We start from the raw sequence: 23,591 nt of genomic DNA on the forward strand, positions 1-23,591 counted from the left end.
GCCTTGCCATAGGCAAAATCTAGTCCAGCAGATCCAACTGCAGATGCTCGGCCACCGCCTCGGCACTGGCTGGCTTGAGTCGCGGCACCCGACCCAGGCACGGCGCGGGCAAGCGCTCGGCCAAAGTCGCGAGGTTTTCTTCCAGACGAGAGGTCTTCGGATCGATGATATTGGCTACCCAGCCCGCCAGTTGCAGACCGTCCTGGGCAATGGCCTCGGCGGTCAACAATGCATGGTTGATGCAACCCAGACGCACACCCACCACCAGAATCACCGGCAAGCCCAGCGCCATGGCCAGATCCGACAGATTGTCCTGATCCGCCAGAGGCACTCGCCAGCCACCCGCGCCTTCGATCAGGGTGAAGTCCGCGCCCTTGGCCAGAAGGTGACGCATGGGCGTCAGCAATGACTGCACTGTCAGCGCTACCCCGGCTTCTCGCGCCGCCAGGTGCGGTGCGATGGGCGGCTCGAAAGCGATCGGATTGACCTCTTCATAGCTCAATGGCAACGACGACTGTGCCAGCAACGCCAGAGCATCGGCGTTGCGCAGGCCCTTGGCGCTCAACTCGCATCCGGAGGCCACAGGTTTGCCTGCCGCGGTACTCAACCCGGCCAGCCGCGCTGCATGCAGCAACCCCGCGGCAATGGTGGTTTTACCCACATCGGTGTCGGTGCCGGTAATGAAATAGGCAGCACTCATAACGGTTTCTCCAACACGGCATACACCACCTGATAGGTCGCCGGCAGTCCCTGGGACTGACGAAAACCCTCGTAAGCCTCGATCAACCCGGCGATACGCGCCCGTCCGGTGAGGCCGCCGGGACGACCGGGATTCAGATTGTGTGCCCCCAAGGCTTTCAACTCATGGGTCAGACTACGCACATCCGGGTAATGCAGGACATGGGGAACACTCTCCAGGCTACGTACCTGCAAACCACTGGCATCGCACAAGTGGCGATAGCGTGCGAACTCACGAAAGCGATTGACGTGGACCTGCCCATCGACCCGCCCCCAGCTCTCACGCAGCTCCTGCAAGGTGCCGACACACAGACTGGCGAACGCCAGCACGCCTCCCGGTTTCAGCACCCGCCGGGCTTCACTGAGCACTGCCGCAAAATCCGCGCACCATTGCACCGCCAGGCTGGAGAAAATCAGCTCGCAGCTGCTGCTCTGCAACGGCAGGCGCTCAGCATCTCCGGCCAAGAAGTGCTCGGCGCCACCCAGAGGCCGCGCGTGCTTGAGCATGCCCTCGGCAATATCCAGAGCCAGACCCTGACTGCCGGCGAAGCGTGCCCCCAGCACTCGACTGAAATGGCCCGTACCGCAGCCCAAATCCAGCCAGCGCGCAGGCGTCCAGCCTTCAGGCAAACGGCTCAGCAATTGCTGGCCGACCGTGCGCTGCAACTCGGCAACGCTGTCGTAACTGGCTGCGGCGCGGGAAAACGAAGCCGCCACCTGACGCTTGTCAGGCAGGCCTGCGGGCAAGACAGGAACAGACAAATCAGTCATCACCGGACTCATGCAAGAAAGCCTGGATTGCCCCCGCCACTCCGTGGGGATCCTCCAGAAGAAAACCGTGGCTGGCCTGCTCAATCAGACCAACTTCTACATCCGGCAACAACGCCAGCAGCTCGCTGGCGGCCTCGACGGGCACCAAGCCATCAAGCCCGGCGAACAGGTGCAACTGCGGCCCGCCAAACTCCTGCAACGCCGCTCGACTATCCAGCTGCGCCAGCAACTCCAAGCCCGCCATCAACACCGGCCCTGGGGTCGTCGGGGCGCCGCCCAGGAGCAACCGCGACAAACCTCGTGGGTCGGCAGCACCTTGGGCACAGAGCAGAGAAAAGCGCTTGAGGGTCGTTCGCGGATCAGCGGCGCAGCCGGCCAGGAAACCGTCGAAGGTTTGCGCAGCCATGGCACTGGACCACTGCTCATGCGCGACGAAACTGGGGTTGCTGGCCAGGGTCAGCAGGCCGCAGCAGCGCTCGCCGCGACGAGCCGCCAACTCCGAAGCGAGCATGCCGCCCAGAGACCAGCCCCCCAGCCAGGCATTGTCCGGTATCGCGTCATCGAGTTCGTCCAGCCATTCCTGCAGATCACTGGAGGTCAGTTCCGGCAGCGGCTCGATCTCTACCCGCAAGTGTTCGTCCAGTCCCTGCAACGCTGCCGCCAAGGGTTGCAGAGGCGACACACCCAGCCCCCAGCCCGGCAACAGAATCAGTCGATCACGCATGGCTCGGCCCCGTTTGCAGTTCACTGAAACAATCCGCCAACGCGCTTAACAATAGCTGGACCTGCGCCTCGCTGTGGGCTGCGGACAAGGTCACCCGCAGCCGCGCACTGCCGGCCGGTACAGTCGGCGGACGGATGGCCGTGACCATGATTCCCCGCGAACGGAGCATCCGTGACAACTCCACGGCCCGGGCACTGTCGCCCACCATGATCGGCTGGATCGGCGTAAAGCTGTCCATCAGCTCCAGGCCGATCTGCTCGGCGCCCTGACGGAACTGACGGATCAGGTTCGCCAGGTGCTCACGCCGCCAGTGTTCGCTGCGCAGCAACTCCAGACTTTTCAGGGTGGCGCAGGCCAGCGCCGGTGGCTGGCTGGTGGTGTAGATATAGGGGCGGGCGAACTGGATCAGGCTTTCGATCAGCTCTTCACTGCCGGCGACAAAGGCGCCGGCGGTACCGAAGGCCTTGCCCAGGGTGCCGACCAGCACCGGCACTTCATCCAGCCCCAGGCCGAAGTGTTCCACCAGCCCGGCACCGTTGGCCCCCAGCGGGCCAAAGCCATGGGCATCGTCCACCATCAACCAGGCACCGCGGGCCTTGGTTTCCCGAGCCAGGGCCGGCAGGTCGGCGACATCGCCGTCCATGCTGAACACCCCATCGGTGACCACCAGGGTATTGCCGGTGGCCTTCTCCAGACGTTTGGCCAGGCTCTCTGCATCGTTGTGTAGATAGCGATTGAAGCGCGCACCGGAGAGCAGGCCGGCATCCAGCAGGGAAGCATGGTTGAGACGGTCTTCCAGCACCGTGTCGCCCTGCCCCACCAACGCCGTGACCGCACCGAGATTGGCCATGTAGCCCGTGGTAAACAGCAACGCCCGCGGACGCCCCGTGAGTTCGGCCAGGGCTTCTTCCAAAGCGTGATGGGGAGCGCTATGACCGATCACTAGATGAGAAGCACCGCCGCCCACGCCCCAGCGGCTGGCACCGGCGCGCCAGGCTTCGATCACCTGCGGGTGATTGGCCAGGCCCAGGTAGTCGTTGTTGCAGAAAGCCAGCAATGGCTGGCCGTCCACCACCACTTGCGGCCCCTGAGGGCTTTCAAGCAGCGGACGCTGGCGATAGAGATGTTCAGCACGACGGGCTGCAAGCCGTGCTGCGAGATCAAAAGACATGCTGGCCTCGATATTGGCTCACAGACACATTACCCGTAGGAGCTGGCTTGCCAGCGAAACCGCCGACGCGAAACCCGTTGGACTTACGCAGTTCGCGGGATTCGCCGGCAAGCCGGCTCCTACCACAGGAGATCAGACGGCAGCGTTGTAGAACTGCTCGCTGCTCTTCTGCTCCACCAGGGCCTGCTCGATGGCCGCCTGGTGCACTTCGTCGGCATGTTCTTCCCGGGCTTCGGGCTGGATGCCCAGGCGCGCGAACAACTGCATGTCCTTGTCGGCCTGCGGGTTGGCGGTGGTCAGCAGCTTGTCGCCGTAGAAAATCGAATTGGCACCGGCGAAGAATGCCAGGGCCTGCATCTGCTCGTTCATCGCTTCGCGGCCGGCGGACAGGCGCACGTGGGATTGCGGCATGAGGATCCGTGCCACGGCGAGCATGCGGATAAAGTCGAACGGGTCCACGTCCTCAGCGTTCTCCAGCGGCGTACCGGCCACCTTCACCAGCATGTTGATAGGCACCGACTCCGGGTGCTCCGGCAGATTGGCCAGCTGGATCAGCAGGCCGGCACGGTCGTCCAGGGACTCGCCCATGCCGAGAATGCCGCCGGAACAGATCTTCATCCCGGCGTCACGCACGTAGGCCAGGGTTTGCAGACGCTCGCTGTAGGTGCGGGTGGTGATGATGTTGCCGTAGAACTCCGGCGAGGTGTCGAGGTTGTGGTTGTAGTAGTCCAGGCCAGCCTTGGCCAGGGCCTCGGTCTGGTCCTGATCGAGACGGCCCAGGGTCATGCAGGTTTCCAGGCCCATGGCTTTCACGCCTTTGACCATCTCCAGCACATAGGGCATGTCCTTGGCCGAAGGGTGCTTCCAGGCGGCGCCCATGCAGAAACGCGTAGAGCCGATGGCCTTGGCCCGAGCGGCCTCCTCCAGCACCTTCTGCACTTCCAGGAGCTTTTCCTTTTCCAGACCGGTGTTGTAGTGGCCGGACTGCGGACAATATTTGCAATCTTCCGGGCAGGCGCCGGTCTTGATCGACAGCAAGGTGGAAACCTGGACCCGATTGGCATCGAAATGCGCGCGGTGCACCGTCTGCGCCTGGAACAGCAAGTCATTGAACGGCTGGACGAACAGGGCTTTGACTTCAGCCAAAGTCCAGTCATGACGCAGGGTAGCGGTGGTGCTGGCGCTCATGGGCGATTCCTTGATTATGCTTGGCAAGCGGCGCGGGACAGGGAAAGTCCACAGCCGCAACACGGATGTTCGGCATATTTAAGGAAGAGCCATGCACTGTCAACCCGAATACAAAGGACCGGTTTACATCTGGTCAAAAAACAAACAGATCTGTTTGCTATGCGATGAACCCAGCGATTCAGCCCTGGCCCTGTGCAGTTCATGTCAGGACGAACTGCCCTGGCTCGGCGCCCAATGCTCGGTCTGCGCCCTGCCCCTGCCCGCCGCCGACCTGACCTGTGGCCAGTGCCTGCAACGTCTCCCCGCATTTCGACGGGTCATCGCCCCCTGGCGTTACGATTTTCCGGTGGACAGCCTGATCAGCCGTTTCAAACACCATGAAAAGTGGCCTTTTGGCCGTCTGATGGCCGAGCTTCTCAGCCAATACCTTCACTATCGCTACGATGAAGGCCTGCCCCGGCCAGACTGCCTGCTGCCGGTGCCGCTGTCCCGCCGACGCCTGCGCCAGCGGGGCTTCAACCAGGCCGGCATGCTGGCCCAGTGGCTGGGAGAGCAACTGCAACTGGCGGTGGAACCCCATCTGCTGCTACGTACCCAGGACACCCCGGCGCAACAAGGCCTGGGTGCCCGTGCCCGTCATCGCAACCTGAACCAGGCCTTCGCCCTCACCGCCGACGCGCCTGTGGTCGGCCGGCACCTGGCCCTGGTGGACGACGTCCTCACCACCGGTGCCACCGCCCAGGCCCTGGCCCGGCTGCTGATCAACGCCGGCGCTCGTCAAGTGGATGTCTATTGCCTGGCCCGGACCGCAAGACCCGACACCCCCGACTGACTTGACTCTCATCGCTCAAGCCGCAAACTCCCTGTCCATCTTCGGTGCCCAAAGCGTCCTTGCCATGTCCTTGCCCACTCTGTTGACCCAGCACATCGTCCGCCGCCCGCAACGCATCGCCCTGCTGCAACACATTGCCGAACAGGGCTCCATCACCCGCGCGGCCAAAAGCGCCGGCCTGAGCTACAAGGCCGCCTGGGATGCCATCGATGAGCTGAACAACCTGGCCCAGAGTCCGCTGGTAGAACGCAGCGTCGGCGGCAAGGGCGGTGGCGGGGCCAAGCTCTCCGCCGAGGGCGAACGCGTGCTGCGCCTTTACCAACGCCTGCAAGCACTGCAGGCCCAAGTGCTGGAAGCCGCAGAAGATGCCAGCGATCTCGATCTGCTGGGGCGCCTGATGCTGCGCACCAGTGCCCGCAACCAGCTGCACGGCAAGATCCGCGGGATCGAGCCTCAAGGCTGCAATGACCTGATCAGCCTGGAACTGCCAGAAGGCCTGATCCTCAAGGCGCAGATCACCCACGACAGCACCCAGCGCCTGGAGCTGGCCCCCGGCACCGAAGTGGTGGCCTTGATCAAGGCCGGCTGGCTGGACCTGCATCCTGCCGACGCTCCGGTAACAACTGGACACAATTGCCTGAGCGGAATCATCGAGCAGATTCTCGACGCCGAAGATGGCCCCTGCGAGGTGCGCATCAGCCTGCCCAACGGCCAGACCCTCTGCGCCCTGGCCGAGCCGCACCGGCTCAAGACGCTGGAAATGACCGAAGGCAAACCGGTCCAGGTGCAGTTCTCTGCCTCCCATGTCCTGCTCGGCACCCCGTTGTAACCAGAGCGCAACGACTTCTGGCTGCAACATATTCGTCATAGGCGCTCATTAAGGTGGCTGCAAAAACCCGCAGGGAGCCTGATATGAGCCTGTTAGAAGAACACCAACCCACCGACCTGGAACAGATGGTCGGCCTCAGCCGCCGGGGTTTCATCGGCGCCGGCGCCCTGTGTGGCGCCGCCCTGTTTCTCGGTGGCGGACTGTTGAGCCGCAGCGCCCTGGCCGCCAGTGTCAGCGCCGGCAATAGCCAACTGCTGGGCTTTGCCGGCATTGCGGCCGCCACCAGCGACAAGATCACCCTGCCTGCGGGCTACACATCCTCGGTGCTGATCAGTTGGGGCCAACCGCTGGCCAAGAACGGACCGGCCTTCGACCCCAGCGGCAACGGTACCGCCCGGGCTCAGGAAGTGCAGTTCGGCGACAACAACGACGGCATGAGCCTGTTCGCCTTCCCGGACGACAAGCACCGGGCGCTGATGGCGATCAACAACGAATACACCAACTACCGCTACCTCTATCCCCACGGCGGCCAGCCGCAATCCGCCGAGGACGTGCGCAAGGCCCAGGCCAGCGAAGGGGTTTCGGTCATCGAAGTGCAGCGCAAGAACGGCCAGTGGCAGTTCGTCCAGGGTTCACGCTACAACCGACGCATCCACGGCAACACGCCGATCCGGCTCAGTGGCCCCGCCGCCGGCCACGACCTGCTCAAGACCAGCGCCGACCCCAAGGGCAAGAAAGTCCTCGGCACCTTCCAGAACTGCGCCAACGGCAAGACGCCCTGGGGCACTTATCTGACCTGCGAAGAGAACTTCACCGACTGCTTCGGCAGCAGTAACGCTGAGCAGAAGTTCGACGCGGCGCAGAAACGCTACGGCGCGGTGGTGACCAGCAAGGACATCAACTGGCACCCCCACGACCCGCGTTTCGACCTGGCAAAGAACCCCAACGAGCTCAACCGTCACGGCTGGGTAGTGGAAATCGATCCCTTCGACCCGCAATCGACACCGGTCAAACGCACCGCCCTGGGCCGCTTCAAACATGAAAACGCCGCCCTGGCACAAACACGCGACGGCCGCGCCGTGGTCTACATGGGCGACGATGAGCGCGGGGAATTCATCTACAAGTTCATCAGCCGCGACAAGATCAACCACCGCAACCCCAAGGCCAACCGCGACCTGCTGGACCACGGCACCTTGTACGTGGCGCGCTTCGATGCCGGCGACGGCAACCCGGACCGTCCCAAGGGCCAGGGTCAGTGGATCGAGTTGACTCACGGCAAGAACGGCATCGACGCCAGCAGCGGCTTCGCCGACCAGGCCCAGGTACTGATCCAGGCTCGACTGGCCGCCAGCGTGGTCCAGGCCACGCGCATGGACCGCCCGGAATGGATCGTGGTCAGCCCCAAGGACGGCCAGGTCTATTGCACCCTGACCAACAACGCCAAACGTGGCGAAGACGGTCAGCCGGTGGGCGGCCCCAACCCCCGGGAGAAGAATGTCTACGGACAGATCCTGCGCTGGCGCACCGGCGGCGACGATCATGGCGCGATGAGCTTTTCCTGGGACCTGTTCGTGGTGGCCGGCAATCCCGGCGTGCATGCCGGCCAGCCCAAGGGCGGCTCGTCCAACATCACCCCGCAGAACATGTTCAACAGCCCCGACGGCCTGGGTTTCGACAAAGCCGGACGCCTGTGGATTCTCACCGACGGCGACTACAGCAACAGCGGCGATTTTGCCGGCATGGGCAATAACCAGATGCTCTGCGCCGACCCGGACAGCGGTGAAATCCGCCGTTTCATGGTCGGACCGGTGGGCTGCGAAGTCACCGGGATCGCCTTCGCCCCGGACCAGAAGACCTTGTTCGTCGGCATCCAGCACCCGGGAGAAACCGGTGGCTCGACCTTCCCCGAGCACCTGCCCAACGGCAAACCACGTTCCTCGGTGATGGCTATCACCCGGGAAGATGGCGGCATCATCGGCGCCTGAACCCGCCCCTCGCCAAACCGGCCCCTACGCCCGTAGGAGCCGGCTCGCTGGCGAACCCGGCGCCCAGCCGAACCACCCGCAAACCCTCCCCCCACTGGCTCCCCGTCTGCGTTACCATGTTTGGCCGGACGCGGCAGCCTGCTGCGCGCAGGAGTAAGCATGTCGCACCCGTTTGAAACACTGACCCCCGACCTGGTTCTCGACGCCGTTGAAAGCATCGGTTTTCTCAGCGACGCCCGCGTGTTGGCGCTCAACAGCTACGAAAATCGCGTCTATCAAGTCGGCATCGACGAAGGCGAACCGCTGATCGCCAAGTTCTACCGCCCCCAGCGCTGGACCAACGAAGCGATCCTGGAAGAACACCGCTTCACCTTCGAACTCGCCGAGTGCGATGTGCCGGTGGTCGCGCCGATCATCCACGACGGCGCCAGCCTGTTCGAGCACGCGGGCTTTCGCTTTGCCCTGTTTCCCCGGCGTGGCGGACGCGCACCTGAACCGGGCAACCTGGATCAACTCTATCGCCTCGGGCAATTGCTCGGTCGCCTGCACGCCGTGGGCGCCACCCGCCCCTTCGAGCACCGCGAAGCCCTGGCCGTGAAAAACTTCGGTCATGACTCACTGGCGACCCTGCTGCAAGGCAACTTCATTCCCAAGAGCCTGCTGCCGGCCTACGAGTCCGTGGCCCGGGACCTGCTCAAGCGGGTGGAAGAGGTCTACCAGGCCACCCCGCACCAGAACATCCGCATGCACGGCGATTGCCACCCCGGCAACATGATGTGCCGCGATGAAATGTTCCATATCGTCGACCTGGATGACTGCCGCATGGGCCCGGCGGTGCAGGACCTGTGGATGATGCTGGCCGGCGACCGCCAGGAGTGCCTCAGCCAGCTCTCCGAGCTGATGGACGGCTACAGCGAGTTTCATGATTTCGACCCGCGGGAATTGGCCCTGATCGAACCGCTGCGAGCCCTGCGCCTGATGCACTACAGCGCCTGGCTGGCACGACGCTGGGACGATCCGGCCTTTCCCCACAGCTTCCCCTGGTTTGGCAGCGAACGTTACTGGGGTGAACAGGTCCTGGCCCTGCGCGAACAGCTGGCAGCCCTCAACGAAGAACCGCTCAAGCTGTTCTGACCCTGCCTGCAGGAACTGGCTTGCCAGCGAAGGGCCCCATGCGCTCGCCTTCGCCGGCAAGCCGGCTCCTACAAGAATCCGCCTCGATACAACACTAACTGTAGGAGCTGGCTTGCCAGCGAAGAGGCCCGTAAGGTCGCATTGCCCACAAGCCCTCCCCCACAGAAACCGGCAGCGCAAAAGTCAGGACAGGTCTAGACAATTGTCCTTACAATCCGGTCTTTGTTAGCTGCCTAAGCAAGGACTCTGCATGCAAGCCGCCAACCCGCGTCGCGGGTACATCCTGGGCCTGACCGCCTACATTATCTGGGGTCTGTTTCCGCTCTACTTCAAAGCCATCGCCAGCGTCCCTGCCGTGGAAATCATCGTCCACCGGGTACTCTGGTCGGCGCTGTTCGGCGCTCTGTTGCTGATGGTGTGGAAACATCCCGGCTGGTGGCGCGAACTGCGGGAAAACCCCAGGCGCCTGGCCATCCTGGCCCTGAGCGGCACTCTGATCGCCGCCAACTGGCTGACCTACGTCTGGTCGGTGAACAACGGGCGCATGCTCGAAGCCAGCCTCGGCTACTACATCAACCCACTGGTCAACGTGCTACTGGGCATGCTGATTCTTGGCGAGCGCCTGCGGCGCATGCAGTGGCTGGCGGTGATCCTGGCGGCGGTGGGTGTGGCCCAACAAGTGTGGCAGGTAGGCAGCCTGCCCTGGGTCTCGCTGATGCTGGCGCTGAGCTTCGGTTTCTATGGGCTGATCCGCAAGCAGGCGCCGGTCAAGGCCCTGCCCGGCCTGGTGGTGGAAACCTGGATGCTGGTGCCCATCGCCCTGGGCTGGCTACTGCTGCATCCCGATGCCAGCAGTGCCCATGCTGAATTCTGGAGCAGTTCCCAGGCCTGGTGGCTGGTAGCCGCCGGCCCGGTCACGCTGATCCCGTTGGTCTGTTTCAACGCCGCCGCCCGGGACCTGCCCTACACCACCCTGGGCTTCCTCCAGTACCTGGCGCCAACCCTGGTGCTGCTGCAAGCGGTGCTGTTGTTTGGCGAACATCTGTCCTCCAGCACCTTGCTGGCGTTCATGTTCATCTGGGCCGGCCTGGCGGTGTACAGCGTCGATGCCTGGTTCAGCCTTCGCGGGCGCCGCTGATCAATAAATGTACAAATCCATGCAGGCCATGCCATTCGTGGCCTGCAGCGGTTCTTCCCAAGGTTATCCACAACCTGATCCCCGCCGTTTGTGCACAAGCCATTGAAACTGCTGATTTTTTGATCAGAACGCGGAACGCCGCGGCGGTACTGGGCTGGCGACGGGTCTCTACAGGTTATCCACAGGCGCATGCACGGATTACTGGGATAACCTGCGGGACGGGGTTCAGACCTCGCTGCGCAGCACCAACTCCACCATCAGATCGTCGGCCAGGGTTTCCAGGCGCGACTGCAACACATCCAGGGACAAAGTCAGGGGCACCGCCAGAATCGCCTCGGCATGAAACAACGGCTCGCTGCTCATGGGCGCCGGGCGCACCTCGGTCACCAGCCGTTCGAGGTTGACCCCCTGCTCCGCCAGCAAGCGCGTGATATCCCGGACGATTCCCGGGCGATCATTGCCCACCAGTTCCATGGCGATGGGCTTCCAGGTGCAGGACTGCTCGATACCGCTTTCGGCGATCAATACCCGGATGCCCTGGGCCGAGAGCCCCTGCAAGGCATCCACCAACTCATCGTAGGCCTCGGCCGGGACCCCGACCCGCAAGATGCCGGCAAACTGCCCAGCCATACGCGACAGACGGCTTTCCAGCCAGTTGCCCCCGTGCTCGGCGATGCACTGGGCAATCCGCTCGACCTGTCCGGCCTTGTCCGGGGCGAATACCGTGAGAACGAGATGGTCCATGGCGCAGCCCTCTTTTCATGATGAAAGAGCAATTATAGGCAGCCTCACTCCCCGCGCCTTCCAGCCCACATCGCAGCAGCTTGTGTAGGAGCTGGCTTGCCAGCGAAAGCGTCCGCAAGGCCGACGCAAACCCCGAAGGCCCTTTCGCCGGCAATCCGGCTCCTACGAGGGTGCATAGGGCAAAACACAAATCGTGTACAACTTTTTGTATTTATATGGAACAATCCACCGGCTTTTTGAGAACATCACGTTCCCCAGCGTGACCGCACTGCATTCTTAAGTCGCGGAACGACGTATTTAGTCTAATTTTCACAACCGCAATTCATCATGTAGTATGCCGCAGCGCGCACTACATAACGTTGGAACGATGTCTGCCAAAGCCTGATCGCAACCCTCGCAACTGCCCGTCAGCAAGGCTCTGCCGTTGATTGGAAGCACCCAGCCGCCAGCAATGGCATGTACTGGTGAACAGGGTTGTGCTTTAAATGGCCGCCGGCTTCATTGTTAATTTGAAGAGCTGAAAAGCGAAATAGCTGAGCAGAGTGAGGCAAGCAATGACTGAACACGTTCAAGTCGGTGGCCTGCAGGTCGCCAGAGTCCTGTTCGACTTCGTGAACAACGAAGCCATTCCCGGTACCGGCCTCACCGCCGACGCATTCTGGGCCGGTGCCGACAAGGTCATTCACGACCTGGCGCCGAAGAACAAAGCCCTACTCGCCAAGCGCGATGATTTCCAGGCGCGGATCGATGCCTGGCACCAGTCCCGTGCCGGCCAGGCCCACGATGCCGTGGCCTACAAAGCCTTCCTGCAAGACATCGGCTACCTGCTGCCAGAAGCGGCGGATTTCCAGGCCACCACCCAGAACGTCGATGAAGAAATCGCTCACATGGCCGGCCCGCAGCTGGTAGTGCCGGTGATGAACGCGCGCTTCGCCCTCAACGCTTCCAACGCCCGTTGGGGTTCGCTGTACGACGCCCTGTACGGCACCGACGCCATCAGCGAAGCCGATGGCGCGGAGAAAGGCAAAGGCTACAACAAGGTTCGCGGCGATAAGGTCATCGCCTTCGCCCGCGCCTTCCTCGATGAGTCGGCCCCACTGACTGCCGGCTCCCACGTGGACTCCGTGAGCTACAAGATCGTCGGCGGCAAGCTGGTGGTGGGCCTCAAGGGCGGCAGCAACAGCGGCCTGCGCAACGATGCCCAACTGATCGGCTATCAGGGCGATGCCGCAGCCCCCACCGCGATCCTGCTCAAGCACAACGGCCTGCACTTCGAGATCCAGATCGACGCCACCAGCCCGGTCGGCCAGACCGACGCCGCCGGGGTCAAGGACCTGCTGATGGAAGCGGCCCTGACCACCATCATGGACTGCGAAGATTCGGTCGCTGCCGTCGACGCCGACGACAAGGTGGTGATCTACCGCAACTGGCTCGGCCTGATGAAAGGCGACCTGGCAGAAGAAGTGGCCAAGGGCGGCAAGTCCTTCACCCGCACCATGAACGCCGACCGCGAATACACCGGCGTCAACGGTGAGCCGGTGAAACTGCACGGCCGTTCGCTGCTGTTCGTGCGTAACGTCGGCCATCTGATGACCATCGATGCGATCCTCGACAAGGATGGCAACGAAGTGCCGGAAGGCATCCTTGACGGCCTGGTCACCAGCCTCGCGGCGATCCACAACCTCAACGGCAATACCTCGCGCAAGAACAGCCGCACCGGTTCGATGTACATCGTCAAACCGAAGATGCACGGCCCTGAAGAAGTGGCGTTCACCAACGAACTGTTCGGCCGCATCGAAGACGTGCTGAACCTGCCGCGCAACACCCTGAAAGTCGGGATCATGGACGAGGAGCGCCGCACCACGGTCAACCTCAAGGCCTGCATCAAGGCGGCCAGCGAGCGCGTGGTGTTCATCAACACCGGCTTCCTCGACCGCACCGGCGACGAGATTCACACCTCCATGGAAGCCGGCGCCATGGTGCGCAAGGCCGACATGAAGGCCGAGAAATGGATCGGCGCCTACGAGAACTGGAACGTCGATATCGGTCTGTCCACCGGCCTGCAAGGCCGCGCGCAGATCGGCAAGGGCATGTGGGCCATGCCGGACCTGATGGCCGCCATGCTCGAGCAGAAGATCGCCCACCCGCTGGCCGGTGCCAACACCGCCTGGGTGCCGTCACCGACCGCCGCCGCCCTGCACGTGCTGCACTACCACAAGGTCGACGTGTTCGCCCGTCAGGCCGAACTGGCCAAGCGCGCCCGCGCTTCGGTGGACGACATCCTGACCATCCCTCTGGCCAGCGACACCAACTGGTCGGCCGAGCAGATCAAGAACGAACTGGACAACAACGCCCAGGGCATTCTCGGTTACGTGGTGCGCTGGATCGACCAGGGCGTGGGTTGCTCGAAAGTGCCGGACATCAACGACGTCGGCCTGATGGAAGACCGCGCCACCCTGCGCATCTCCAGCCAGCACATCGCCAACTGGCTGCGCCACGGTGTGGTGACCCAGGAACAGGTGCTGGAAAGCCTCAAGCGCATGGCCCCGGTGGTTGACCGGCAGAACGCCAGTGACCCGCTGTACCGCCCGCTGGCTCCGGACTTCGACAGCAACATCGCCTTCCAGGCCGCCCTGGAGCTGGTGATTGAAGGCACCAAGCAGCCCAACGGCTACACCGAGCCGGTCCTGCACCGTCGTCGTCGCGAGTTCAAGGCCAAGAACGGCCTGTAACACCTCGCAGCAGCGCCAATGAAAAAGCCCCGGTCTAACAACCGGGGCTTTTTTTGTGCCGTGTGCCGAGGGCCGGCTACAACACCACGCCCAGCTCATGCTTGACCAGGGCCAGCAACTTGCTGGTGTCGATGGGCTTGAGCAGGAAGTCCACCACGCTCAAGTGCATGGCAGCAATGGCGTCGCGCACATCGGCGTCACCGGAAATGATGATGATCGGCAGCGCCGCCCGCTCCGATTCCCGCACCTGGCGGATCAGGTCAAGGCCACTGCAGGGGGCCATGCGCAGATCGGTGATCAGCAGGCCGATGGACTTGTTCGATTCGAGCAATTCGAGGGCGGCCTTGCCGCTGGCAGCGGTAAGGCAACGAATACCATCCAGGCCAAGAATTTCCGCGAGCAGTTCCCGTGCATCCTTGTCGTCATCGGCGATCAACACCCGCTGGGCCGGCAGATCCGGCTCCAGCATGACCGCACTCAGCGCCTCGCGCTCGGCGTCACTCAAAATATCGTGGTCGGGCATACATTTCTCTACATGAACAGATCAATCCCCTAGCACAGTGGTCAGACATCGCTAAGCAGGCCTCCAATGTGCACTTCGTCGGAAAAATTGCCAAGAGCCTTGATCAGAGCTTTTTCGCATCGATTACACGCCGCTCAAAGCCAAATGTCCGGGCTGCGACCGCTACCTAGACTTACGTCCAATGGGCACCTCGCGCTGGGAGTCCGACCATTGCCGTGATCCGACCACAACAAATCCAAAAAGACTGCGGTAATCGTTATGACTAAAGCGGACGCCTTCATCCAGGCAGGGAAGACCGCGGTGTTGCAGAACATCCAGGGGACCGTGCAGTTCCTGCAGCGGTTCCCGCCCTTCAACCAGATGGAAAACCTCCACCTGGCCTATCTGGTGGAACAATGCCAGCTGCGTTTCTACGGCCCCGGCGACAGCATCATCAAGCCTGCCGACGGCCCGGTTGAGCACTTCTACATCGTCAAGCAGGGCCGCGTGGTGGGCGAGCGCACCCACGCCGCCAAAGGCAGCACCGAAACCACCTTCGAGATCACCGCCGGCGAATGCTTCCCCCTGGCCGCGTTGCTGGGCGAACGCGCCACCCGCACCGAACACCGGGCCGCCGAAGACACCTTCTGCCTGCAACTGAACAAGAGCGCCTTCATCAAGCTCTTCGCCTTGTCCGCCGAGTTCCGCGACTTCGCCCTGCGCGGAGTCAGCAGCCTGCTGGATCAGGTCAATCAGCAGGTCAAGCAAAAGGCCGTGGAAACCCTCGGCACCCAATACTCGCTGAACACCCGCCTGGGCGATCTGGCCATGCGTCATCCCGTCGCCTGCTCCCCACAGATGCCCCTGCGTGAGGCCGTGGCCCTGATGCACGAGCAACAGGTGGGCAGCATCGTGGTCGTGGACGAGCGCAAGGCGCCCCTGGGGATCTTCACCCTGAGGGACCTGCGCCAAGTAGTTGCCGACTGCACCCAGGACCTCAACCAGCCCATCGAACGGCACATGACCCAGGCCCCTTTTTTCCTCAGCCCGGACCACAGTGCCTTCGACGCCGCCATCGCCATGACCGAGCGCCATATCGCCCACGTCTGCCTGGTGAAAGACCAGCGCCTGTGCGGCGTTGTCTCCGAGCGTGACCTGTTTTCCCTGCAACGGGTCGATCTGGTGCACCTGGCGCGCACCATCCGCAATGCTCCCCGGGTGGAACACCTGGTGGCGCTGCGAGGCGAGATCGGCCAGTTGGTGGAGCGCATGCTGGCCCACGGTGCGTCGTCGACCCAGATCACCCACATCATCACCCTGCTCAACGATCACACCGTATGCCGGGTGATCGAGTTGACCCTGGCGGACAAGGGCGACCCGGGCGTGCCCTTCAGCTGGTTGTGCTTCGGCAGCGAAGGCCGGCGCGAACAGACTCTGCACACCGACCAGGACAACGGCATTCTGTTCGAGGCCCGGGACGCGGCCCACGCCGCAGAGATTCGCGGCAAGCTGCTGCCCATTGCCCAGCAGATCAACCAGAGCCTGGCCCTGTGCGGCTTCACCCTGTGCAAGGGCAACATCATGGCCGGCAATCCCGAGCTGTGCCTGTCCCGCGCCGAATGGGCCCGACGCTTTGCCGCCTTCATCCGCGAGGCGACGCCGGAAAACCTGTTGGGTTCGAGCATCTACTTCGACCTGCGGGTGGTCTGGGGCGATGAACAAGGCGCCGAGCAACTGCGCCGGGGGATCCTCGACCAAGTCGGCGACAACCGCCTGTTCCAGCGCATGCTGGCGGAAAACGCCCTGCGTCAGCGGCCACCGGTGGGACGCTTCCGCGAATTCGTCCTGGCCAAAAAGAACGGTGAAAAAGCCACCCTCGACCTCAAGGTCCAGGGCCTCACCCCCTTCGTCGACGGCGCCCGGCTGCTGGCCCTGGCCAATGGCATCGGTGCGATCAATACCCTGGAGCGCTTGCGCCAACTGGTGTCCAGGCAAGTCATAGAACCCCTGGACGGCGCAGCGTACGAAGAGGCCTATCACTTCATCCAGCAGACCCGCATGCAGCAGCATCAACGCCAGACCCGGGAGAACCAGCCCTACTCCAATCGGGTCGACCCGGACAGCCTCAATCACCTGGACCGACGCATCCTGCGTGAGTCCCTGCGCCAGGCCCAGCGCCTGCAAAGCAGTCTGGCCCTGCGGTACCAGCTATGAGTTATCAGCTATGAGCCTGTTTGCCTGGTTCCGTCCCGCCGTCAGCGTCCTGACTGCCGAGCAGCAACAACGTCGCGACCGCCTGCCCGCTTTCACCGAGCTGGGCGAGTGCAGCCTGCGGGAGCAACGCTGGGTGGTGGTGGACGTGGAAACCACCGGCCTCAACCTGAACCGCGATCAGGTGCTATCCATCGGCGCGGTGGTGATCGAGGACGGCGCCATCGACTTCAGCCAGCAGTTCGAGCGCACCCTACAGCGCGAAGGCCACAAGCTCAGCCCCAGCGTGCTGATCCATGGCCTGGGGCCCAGCGCCATCGCCGCCGGCTGCGATCCGGTGGAGGCCCTGCTGGACTTCATGGAGTTCGTCGGCGACAGCCCGCTTCTGGCGTTTCATGCCCCTTTCGACCAGCACATGCTCGGTCGGGCACTCAAGGACAGCCTGGGCTATCGCCTGCAGCATGGCTTCCTCGATGTGGCGGACATGGCCCCCATGCTCTGTCCCCAGGCCGCTGTCCGTGAGGCCGGCCTGGATGACTGGATCAACGGGTTCAAGCTGCAAGTGGCCGAGCGTCACCACGCAGCGGCCGATGCCCTGGCCACGGCAGAGTTGGCGCTGATCCTGTTCAGCCGCGCCCGCCAGCAGCAGATCCACAGCCCGCTGAACCTGCAACAACGTCTCGGCCAATGGAAACGCCGGCAGCAAGCGCCCTCGTTCTGATCCACCACGACAGTACAGATCACTGTGGCGAGGGCGCCCTCTGCAGACGCAAGTCTTCGGCACCGGCCCGCTTCAGCAACAAGGCAGCCGACCAGCGTCAATTGCGCCACTGTTTCGCCTCTGCCACAATCGCGAATAATTCTCGTTATTTTAAACTTCTCGATTGGTGAGCCCCGTTGTCGTCAGTCCAAAGCCCCCACAATGAGCTGGTTGGTGCGCTGTATCGCGACCATCGCAGTTGGCTATTGGCTTGGCTGCGGCGCAACGTTGCCTGCGCCCAACGGGCGGAGGACCTGAGCCAGGACACCTTCGTGCGCCTGCTGGGCCGCGACGAACTCAAGGCTCCACGGGAACCCAGGGCCTTCCTGGTGGCCATCGCCAAAGGCCTGCTGTACGACTACTTCCGCCGCGCCGCCCTGGAACAGGCCTACCTCAGCGAACTGATGCTGATTCCCGAGGGCGAGCAGCCTTCGCCGGAGCAACAGCAGATGATCCTCGAAGACCTCAAGGCCATCGACCGCCTGCTGGGCAAGCTGTCGAGCAAGGCTCGGGCGGCCTTCCTCTATAACCGCCTCGACGGCCTGAGCCATGCCCAGATCGCCGAGCGTCTTGGAGTCTCGGTGCCACGGGTACGTCAGTACCTGGCCCAGGGCATCCGCCAGTGCTACATCGCCCTGTACGGGGAGCCGGTATGACCCCTATCAGCTCCAAGCCGGTGTCCGCCCAGGTGCTGGATGCCGCCATTGCCTGGCAACTATCCCTGGACGGCGGCGGCAGTGCGCTGGAGCGCGAAGAGTTCGCCAAATGGCATGCTGCCCATGAAGAACACGCCCGCGCCTGGCGCCAGTTGGGCATGCTCGACCAGCGTTTCAGCGTAGCGGTCGGCCCGGCCCGCAATGCCTTGGTGCAATCTCGCGAAAGCCTGCGCCGGCGCGTGCGCAAGCTTGGACGCGGGGTCGCCAGCGTGGTGCTGGTGGCAGGGCTGGCGCTGTTTGCCTCCGAGCGCTACCTGCCTGTGGACTACTGGTTGGCCGATCAGCGCACCGCCACCGGCGAGCAACGTACCCTGCGCCTCACGGACGGCACGGTGATCAATCTCAATACCCACAGTGCGCTGGATGTGCGCTTCGATGAGCAGCAGCGGCGGATCGTTCTCCAGGAAGGCGAAATTCTCATCGAGACCGGGCACAACGACAGCCGCCCCTTCATCGTCGAAACCCGCGACGGCCGGATGCGTGCCTTGGGTACGCGCTTCCTGGTCAAGCGTGAAGACCAGGGCACCCGCCTCGGTGTACTGCAATCGGCGGTGGCGGCACGAGCGCAAGCCGGCCAGGACGAACAGGTGTTCAAGGAAGGCCAGCAAGTGCTGATGCGCCGGGACGGTCTCGAGCCGCTGCAGGCGCTGAACCTGGGGGCCGACGCCTGGACCCGGGGCATGCTGGTGGTGGACAACGCCCGACTCGGTGACCTGATTGATGAGCTGGGCCGTTATCGCCGTGGTCACCTGGGAGTGGCCCCGGAAGTGGCCGACCTGCGCATCACCGGCAGCTTCCCCTTGCAGGACACCGACCTGGCGCTCAATGCCCTGCTGCCGACCCTACCCGTGAAGATCGAGCGGCACACTGCCTGGTGGGTGACGGTGGTGGCCAAGGCCGACGCCAAGCCCTGAGGTTGGTGTCGCAGCCTTCGCCAGCAAGCTGGCTCCTACATCGATCCCGTAGGAGCAGGCTTGCCAGCGAACCACCCCGACCGATCTAAATCTAAATTATTTTCAATTCGCCCTATCACTTTTCCAATCTCGTCCGGCACCTAGGCAATTGCGAAACATTTCCATTCAGGAGCCGCCGTATGCCCCGCCCGCTAGACACCCTGTTGCGCCCCAGTCTCTTGGCCGTTGCCATCGCCCTCAGCGCCCCCCTGGCCAGCCCGGCGCTGATGGCTGCCGAACAATCTTCCAGCGTGCGCGCCTACAACCTGCCGGCCGCGCCCCTGGCCAGCACCCTGAACCAGATCGCCAGCCAGGCCGGCCTGGCCCTGAGCCTGAATCCGTCCCTGGCGGCGGGCAAGACCTCGGCCCCGGTCAAGGGCCAGTTCGATGCCCCGGGCGCCTTGCGTGAAGCCCTGCGCGGCACCGGCCTGCAGCTTGAACACAGCGATGCCGGCAGCTACAGCCTGGTGACCATCCCCGACGGCGTGGTGGCCTTGCCGGAAACCAATATCACTGGCCAGGGCAGTTATGAAACGGCCTGGGGGCCGGTTGAGGGTTACATGGCCAAACGCACGGCCGTCGGCACCAAGACCGATACCGAACTGCGCGAAGTGCCCCGCTCCATCTCAGTGGCTACCCGTGAGCAGATGAGCGACCGCGCGGTGCAGAACCTCGACGATGCCGTGCGCTACATGCCCGGCGTCACCGCCAGCAGCTACGGCAGCGACAGCCGTGCCGAATGGCTGAAAGTGCGGGGCTTCGAACCTACCCAGTTCCTCGATGGCCTGCCCCTGCCCAAAGGCACCTACACCATGCCCAAGCTGGAAACCTGGGACCTGGAGCGCGTGGCCCTGCTTCGTGGCCCGGCGTCTTCGGTCTACGGCCAGACACCGCCCGGGGGACTGCTGGACATGGTCAGCCGCCGTCCGGAGGACAGCAGCAGCCACGAAGTGCAACTGCAGATCGGCAGCTACCAGCGCAAGCAGATCAGCTTCGACAGCACCGGCCCCATCGATGACCAGGGACGCTTCCTGTATCGCGTCAGCGGCGTGGTCCGCGACAGCAACACCGCCATCGAACACAACCAGGACAAGCGCTACAACCTGGCCCCCAGCCTGACCTGGAACATCGACGAAGACACCAAGCTGACCTTCCTCAGCCAGTTCAACCGCGACGATACCGGCATCACCAGCCAGTTCCTGCCGTTGCAGGGCACCAAGCTGGCGAGCCCGGCAGGCGAGATCAAGTACCACAAGAACCTTGGCGACCCGAGCTGGGAATACTACGACAAGACTTACTACGCACTGGGTTACGCGTTCGAGCATCGCCTGGATGACGTCTGGCAGTTCCGCCAGAACCTGCGCTACACCAAGAGCGACCTGTCGTTCCAGGGCATCACCGCCGGTGGCAGCTTCTGGCCCAACAAGCCCGACCAGGCAGTGAGTGCCGACGGCACCGTGCGCCGTGGCGCCAACATCGTCAACGAGGACATCAGCCAGTTCGCCGTGGACAACAACTTCCAGGCCGACTTCAACACTGGTGAGCTCAAGCACACCCTGTTGCTGGGCCTGGATCACCAGCGCGTCAACACCAACTACAAGTGGCTGTACGGTGAAGCGCCCACCAGCAACATCATCAACCCGATCTACGGCCAGGACTTCAGCAAAGTCGCCTACTTTGCCTACAACGATTACAACCAGAAGCGCCAGGGCACCGGGCTCTATGTCCAGGACCAGATGGCCCTGGACAACTGGCGCCTGACCCTGGGCGGACGCCAGGACTGGCTGCACACCGACTCCAGGTTCTACAACATCACTAACAAGCCCCACGACGAGCGAGACGATCACGCCTTCACCGGCAACGCAGCCCTCAGCTACGTCTTCGACTCCGGCTTCACCCCCTACATCTCCTACGCCGAATCCTTCCAGGCCGAGCCCGGCGGCAACGCCAAAGGCCAGGCCTTCGAACCCAGCACTGGCAAGCAGTACGAGCTGGGCCTCAAGTACCAGCCTCCGGGCAGCGAGATGCTGTTCACTGCCGCGGTATACGACCTGACCCGGCAGAACATCGTCCTCACCGACAGCCTGGGCGTCAGCCGCCCACTGGGTGAGGCCAAGGTCCGCGGCTTCGAGCTGGAAGCGGTGGGCAACGTCAATGAGAACCTCAAGCTGACGGCCGCCTATACCTACGCCAACAGCAAGATGACCAAGGTCGGCGACCCTCAGGACAAGAACCGTCCGCTGCCATTGACCCCGGAAAACCAGGCCTCGATCTGGGCCGACTACACCTGGCACAACGGGCTGCTGGACGGTTTCGGCGTAGGCTTCGGAGCCCGCTACATCGGCGAGACCAACAACGTTCCGGCAGGCAACCTGGCCTATGTAGCCCGCAAATCCGACGGCGATACCGCGGCCTATACCGTCTACGACGCTGCGGTGCATTACGACCTCGGCCGCCTGGACAACTCGCTCAAGGGCGCCAGCGTAGCCCTCAACGCCAACAACGTATTCGACAAGGAATACATGTCGACCTGCGACGGTACCTATTGCTACTACGGCGACCGCCGCAACGTCATGGCCAGCGTGAATTACAAATTCTAAGAAGGGAAATCCCTCACCCAAGGGCCGCCTGAACCGCGGCCCTTTTGCCTGTTGGAGCCTTGATGAAAAGCAAGACAATCCGCCGCTGGTCCTTTATCCACACCTGGACCAGCCTGATCTGCACGGTGTTCCTGCTGATGCTGGCGCTTACCGGCCTGCCGCTGATCTTTCACCACGAGATCGACCACCTGCTGGGGGACTCCCCCGAGCTGCGGCAAATGCCCGCCGACACCCCGCACCTGGACCTGCAACAGCTGGTCAAGGCCGCCGAAGCCCACCGCCCCGGCGAAGTCATGCAGTACTTCGGCTGGGACGAAGACGAGCCCAACGGCGTGATGGCGATCATGGCCAAGACCGCCGGCACCGAGCCCAATTCCTCCCACACCTTCATGCTCGACGCCCGCACCGGCGAAGCCGTGGCCATGCCTTCGGCCAATGGCGGGTTGATGATGGTCATGCTGCGCCTGCATGTGGACATGTTCGCCGGGCTGCCGGGCAAGCTGCTGCTGGCCTTCATGGGCCTGCTGTTTGTGCTGGCGATCATCTCCGGCACGGTGCTCTACCTGCCGTTCATGCGTCGCTTGAAATTCGCCAGCGTGCGCCAGGACAAATCCACCCGCCTGCGCTGGCTCGACCTGCACAACCTGATTGGCGTGGTGACCTTGACCTGGGCATTGGTGGTGGGGGTGACCGGGGTCATCAGCGCCTGCGCCGACCTGATCATCGCCGCCTGGCGCAACGACAGCCTCAGCGCCATGGTCGCACCCTACCGCGACGCCCCGCCGCTGGCCGCACTGGCACCGGCCAGCCGCCTGCTGGATATCGCCCGGGACGCGGCTCCGGGCATGCAGCCGGACTTCATCGCCTTCCCCGGTACGCGCTTCTCCAGCGAGCACCACTACGCGGTGTTCCTCAAGGGCAGCAGCCACCTGACTTCGCACCTGCTGACCCCGGTGCTGATCGACGCCGGCACCCTGCAGGTCACTGCCGTGGGCACGCGCCCCTGGTACATGGATGCCATGGGCATGTCCCAGCCGCTGCACTTCGGTGACTACGGCGGCATGCCGATGAAGGTGCTGTGGGCGACCCTGGATGGGCTGACCATCATTGTCCTGGGCAGTGGCCTGTACCTGTGGACAGTCCGCCGGCGTGCTGCGAAGTCGGTTGCGCAGGTGCGCCCATGAAGACTCGGCCATCGAACTTCTGGAAAGTCTTCAGGGTGCCGCTGGCCCTGGCCCTGCTCAGCGCCGGTGGCCTGTTCGCCGCGCTGCTGGGGGATGGGTTCTGGGACAGCCTGAGTTGGCTCGGCCTCGGCCTGCCGGCGCTGATCGCCCTTCGGGGCTTGTTCAGGCGCGGGCGAGCGGCTTGACGGCAGCCGAGGGAAAACCGCGCCACAGATACACCGACAGCCCCAGGCTGATCAGCAGCACCGGAATGAACACGCGGTTTTCCAGCAGCGCCTCAGCCGCGACCAGTACGCAAAACAGCGCCAGCCCCAGCAGTGGCACATAGCTCGCCGCCAGGCTCCAACGCCAGGGCCGGGTCACCGGCTCGGGGCCACGCAGGCCCAGCAGCCCGCACACCAGAGCCGGCAGGGCCAACGCCGGCAGCGCCCAGTACCAGGCCATATAGGCAAACGCCATGATCAGCTCGGGCTCACCCTCGCCATGGCGACGAAACTCGTATTGCAGGGCCAGGTACACCGCCAGCCCACCCAACAGAGTCAGGGCCAGACTGTACAGCCCGTGCAAAAGATAGGACCTGCGCATTCATCACTCCTTGTCTGTCCCTTATGCCGCCCCTGTGGCCAGTGCCACAGGCTGCGCTAAGATCCTCGGGCCGCGAGCCTGTGCTCCGCTCCCA

21 protein-coding genes are annotated in these 23,591 nt (G+C 63.5%); 13 read left to right on the forward strand and 8 right to left on the reverse strand.

The window, feature by feature from the left end; all coding sequences use genetic code 11:
* Window positions 1–19: 19 nt before the first annotated feature.
* The 5 genes from bioD to bioB form a co-directional block, all read right to left on the reverse strand.
* A complete protein-coding gene (gene bioD / locus ACSSVC_RS00945) occupies window positions 20–700 on the reverse strand; it encodes a dethiobiotin synthase (protein WP_346633119.1) in 681 nt (226 codons plus the stop codon).
* On the reverse strand, window positions 697–1,509 hold the full coding sequence (gene bioC / locus ACSSVC_RS00950; protein WP_404937799.1) for a malonyl-ACP O-methyltransferase BioC: 813 nt from the start codon (window positions 1,507–1,509) through the stop codon (window positions 697–699). Before bioC ends, bioD begins: the two co-directional genes overlap by 4 nt.
* Window positions 1,502–2,233, reverse strand: a complete 732-nt coding sequence (locus ACSSVC_RS00955; protein ID WP_404937800.1) for an alpha/beta fold hydrolase — start codon at window positions 2,231–2,233, stop codon at window positions 1,502–1,504. Before ACSSVC_RS00955 ends, bioC begins: the two co-directional genes overlap by 8 nt.
* Window positions 2,226–3,404 carry an 8-amino-7-oxononanoate synthase gene (gene bioF, locus ACSSVC_RS00960; RefSeq protein WP_346633122.1) on the reverse strand — a complete coding sequence of 393 codons (1,179 nt, stop codon included), beginning with the start codon at window positions 3,402–3,404 and terminating at the stop codon, window positions 2,226–2,228. Before bioF ends, ACSSVC_RS00955 begins: the two co-directional genes overlap by 8 nt.
* 132 nt (window positions 3,405–3,536) lie before the next feature.
* Window positions 3,537–4,592: a biotin synthase BioB gene (bioB, locus tag ACSSVC_RS00965; protein WP_346633123.1), complete on the reverse strand. Its 1,056-nt coding sequence runs from the start codon at window positions 4,590–4,592 to the stop codon at window positions 3,537–3,539.
* A 91-nt stretch (window positions 4,593–4,683) separates the two neighbouring features.
* Between bioB and ACSSVC_RS00970 the strand changes: the two genes are divergently transcribed.
* From ACSSVC_RS00970 to rarD, 5 genes are all read left to right on the forward strand, one after another.
* Window positions 4,684–5,424 carry a ComFC family protein gene (locus ACSSVC_RS00970; protein ID WP_446439329.1) on the forward strand — a complete coding sequence of 247 codons (741 nt, stop codon included), beginning with the start codon at window positions 4,684–4,686 and terminating at the stop codon, window positions 5,422–5,424.
* Window positions 5,425–5,488: 64 nt separating this feature from the next.
* Window positions 5,489–6,253, forward strand: coding sequence for a TOBE domain-containing protein (locus tag ACSSVC_RS00975; RefSeq protein WP_446439330.1), 765 nt, complete (start codon window positions 5,489–5,491; stop codon window positions 6,251–6,253).
* 83 nt (window positions 6,254–6,336) lie between these two features.
* Entirely contained in the window at window positions 6,337–8,238 is a 1,902-nt protein-coding gene (locus tag ACSSVC_RS00980) for a PhoX family protein (RefSeq protein WP_346633126.1), read from the forward strand.
* A 159-nt stretch (window positions 8,239–8,397) separates the two neighbouring features.
* Window positions 8,398–9,372 (forward strand): serine/threonine protein kinase, encoded by a 975-nt coding sequence (locus ACSSVC_RS00985; protein WP_346633127.1) that lies wholly within the window; start codon window positions 8,398–8,400, stop codon window positions 9,370–9,372.
* Window positions 9,373–9,622: 250 nt separating this feature from the next.
* On the forward strand, window positions 9,623–10,510 hold the full coding sequence (gene rarD, locus ACSSVC_RS00990) for an EamA family transporter RarD (protein WP_346633128.1): 888 nt from the start codon (window positions 9,623–9,625) through the stop codon (window positions 10,508–10,510).
* 225 nt (window positions 10,511–10,735) lie between these two features.
* On the opposite strand, the gene ACSSVC_RS00995 is transcribed toward rarD, so the two are convergent.
* Window positions 10,736–11,254 (reverse strand): glycine cleavage system transcriptional repressor, encoded by a 519-nt coding sequence (locus ACSSVC_RS00995; protein ID WP_060841413.1) that lies wholly within the window; start codon window positions 11,252–11,254, stop codon window positions 10,736–10,738.
* Between the two features lie 554 nt (window positions 11,255–11,808).
* Between ACSSVC_RS00995 and ACSSVC_RS01000 the strand changes: the two genes are divergently transcribed.
* The gene (locus tag ACSSVC_RS01000) at window positions 11,809–13,986 is read left to right on the forward strand and encodes a malate synthase G (protein ID WP_492611907.1); all 2,178 of its coding nucleotides are present in this window, start codon (window positions 11,809–11,811) and stop codon (window positions 13,984–13,986) included.
* 76 nt (window positions 13,987–14,062) lie between these two features.
* Here ACSSVC_RS01000 and ACSSVC_RS01005 read toward each other — a convergent pair whose 3' ends face one another.
* Window positions 14,063–14,509: a response regulator gene (locus ACSSVC_RS01005; RefSeq protein ID WP_346633130.1), complete on the reverse strand. Its 447-nt coding sequence runs from the start codon at window positions 14,507–14,509 to the stop codon at window positions 14,063–14,065.
* A 258-nt stretch (window positions 14,510–14,767) separates the two neighbouring features.
* Here ACSSVC_RS01005 and ACSSVC_RS01010 point away from each other — a divergent pair, with 258 nt between their 5' ends.
* The 7 genes from ACSSVC_RS01010 (at window position 14,768) to ACSSVC_RS01040 (ending at window position 23,097) form a co-directional block, all read left to right on the forward strand.
* Window positions 14,768–16,702, forward strand: a complete 1,935-nt coding sequence (locus ACSSVC_RS01010) for a putative nucleotidyltransferase substrate binding domain-containing protein (protein ID WP_346633131.1) — start codon at window positions 14,768–14,770, stop codon at window positions 16,700–16,702.
* A 10-nt stretch (window positions 16,703–16,712) separates the two neighbouring features.
* A complete protein-coding gene (locus ACSSVC_RS01015) occupies window positions 16,713–17,420 on the forward strand; it encodes a 3'-5' exonuclease (RefSeq protein ID WP_346633132.1) in 708 nt (235 codons plus the stop codon).
* Window positions 17,421–17,596: 176 nt separating this feature from the next.
* Window positions 17,597–18,115 carry an RNA polymerase sigma factor gene (locus ACSSVC_RS01020; RefSeq protein WP_346633133.1) on the forward strand — a complete coding sequence of 173 codons (519 nt, stop codon included), beginning with the start codon at window positions 17,597–17,599 and terminating at the stop codon, window positions 18,113–18,115.
* Window positions 18,112–19,089 carry a FecR domain-containing protein gene (locus ACSSVC_RS01025; RefSeq protein WP_346633134.1) on the forward strand — a complete coding sequence of 326 codons (978 nt, stop codon included), beginning with the start codon at window positions 18,112–18,114 and terminating at the stop codon, window positions 19,087–19,089. The genes ACSSVC_RS01020 and ACSSVC_RS01025 overlap by 4 nt, the downstream gene beginning before the upstream one ends.
* A gap of 179 nt (window positions 19,090–19,268) precedes the next feature.
* A complete protein-coding gene (locus tag ACSSVC_RS01030) occupies window positions 19,269–21,728 on the forward strand; it encodes a TonB-dependent siderophore receptor (protein ID WP_350403795.1) in 2,460 nt (819 codons plus the stop codon).
* Between the two features lie 62 nt (window positions 21,729–21,790).
* A complete protein-coding gene (locus ACSSVC_RS01035) occupies window positions 21,791–22,912 on the forward strand; it encodes a PepSY-associated TM helix domain-containing protein (protein ID WP_346633136.1) in 1,122 nt (373 codons plus the stop codon).
* A complete protein-coding gene (locus ACSSVC_RS01040) occupies window positions 22,909–23,097 on the forward strand; it encodes a hypothetical protein (protein ID WP_492611908.1) in 189 nt (62 codons plus the stop codon). Before ACSSVC_RS01035 ends, ACSSVC_RS01040 begins: the two co-directional genes overlap by 4 nt.
* On the opposite strand, the gene ACSSVC_RS01045 is transcribed toward ACSSVC_RS01040, so the two are convergent.
* Window positions 23,075–23,497: a hypothetical protein gene (locus ACSSVC_RS01045; RefSeq protein WP_346633138.1), complete on the reverse strand. Its 423-nt coding sequence runs from the start codon at window positions 23,495–23,497 to the stop codon at window positions 23,075–23,077. The two genes, ACSSVC_RS01040 and ACSSVC_RS01045, sit on opposite strands and share 23 nt — an antisense overlap.
* Window positions 23,498–23,591: the final 94 nt, after the last annotated feature.

Source organism: Pseudomonas sp. E1BtOHC1 (genome assembly GCF_058744285.1).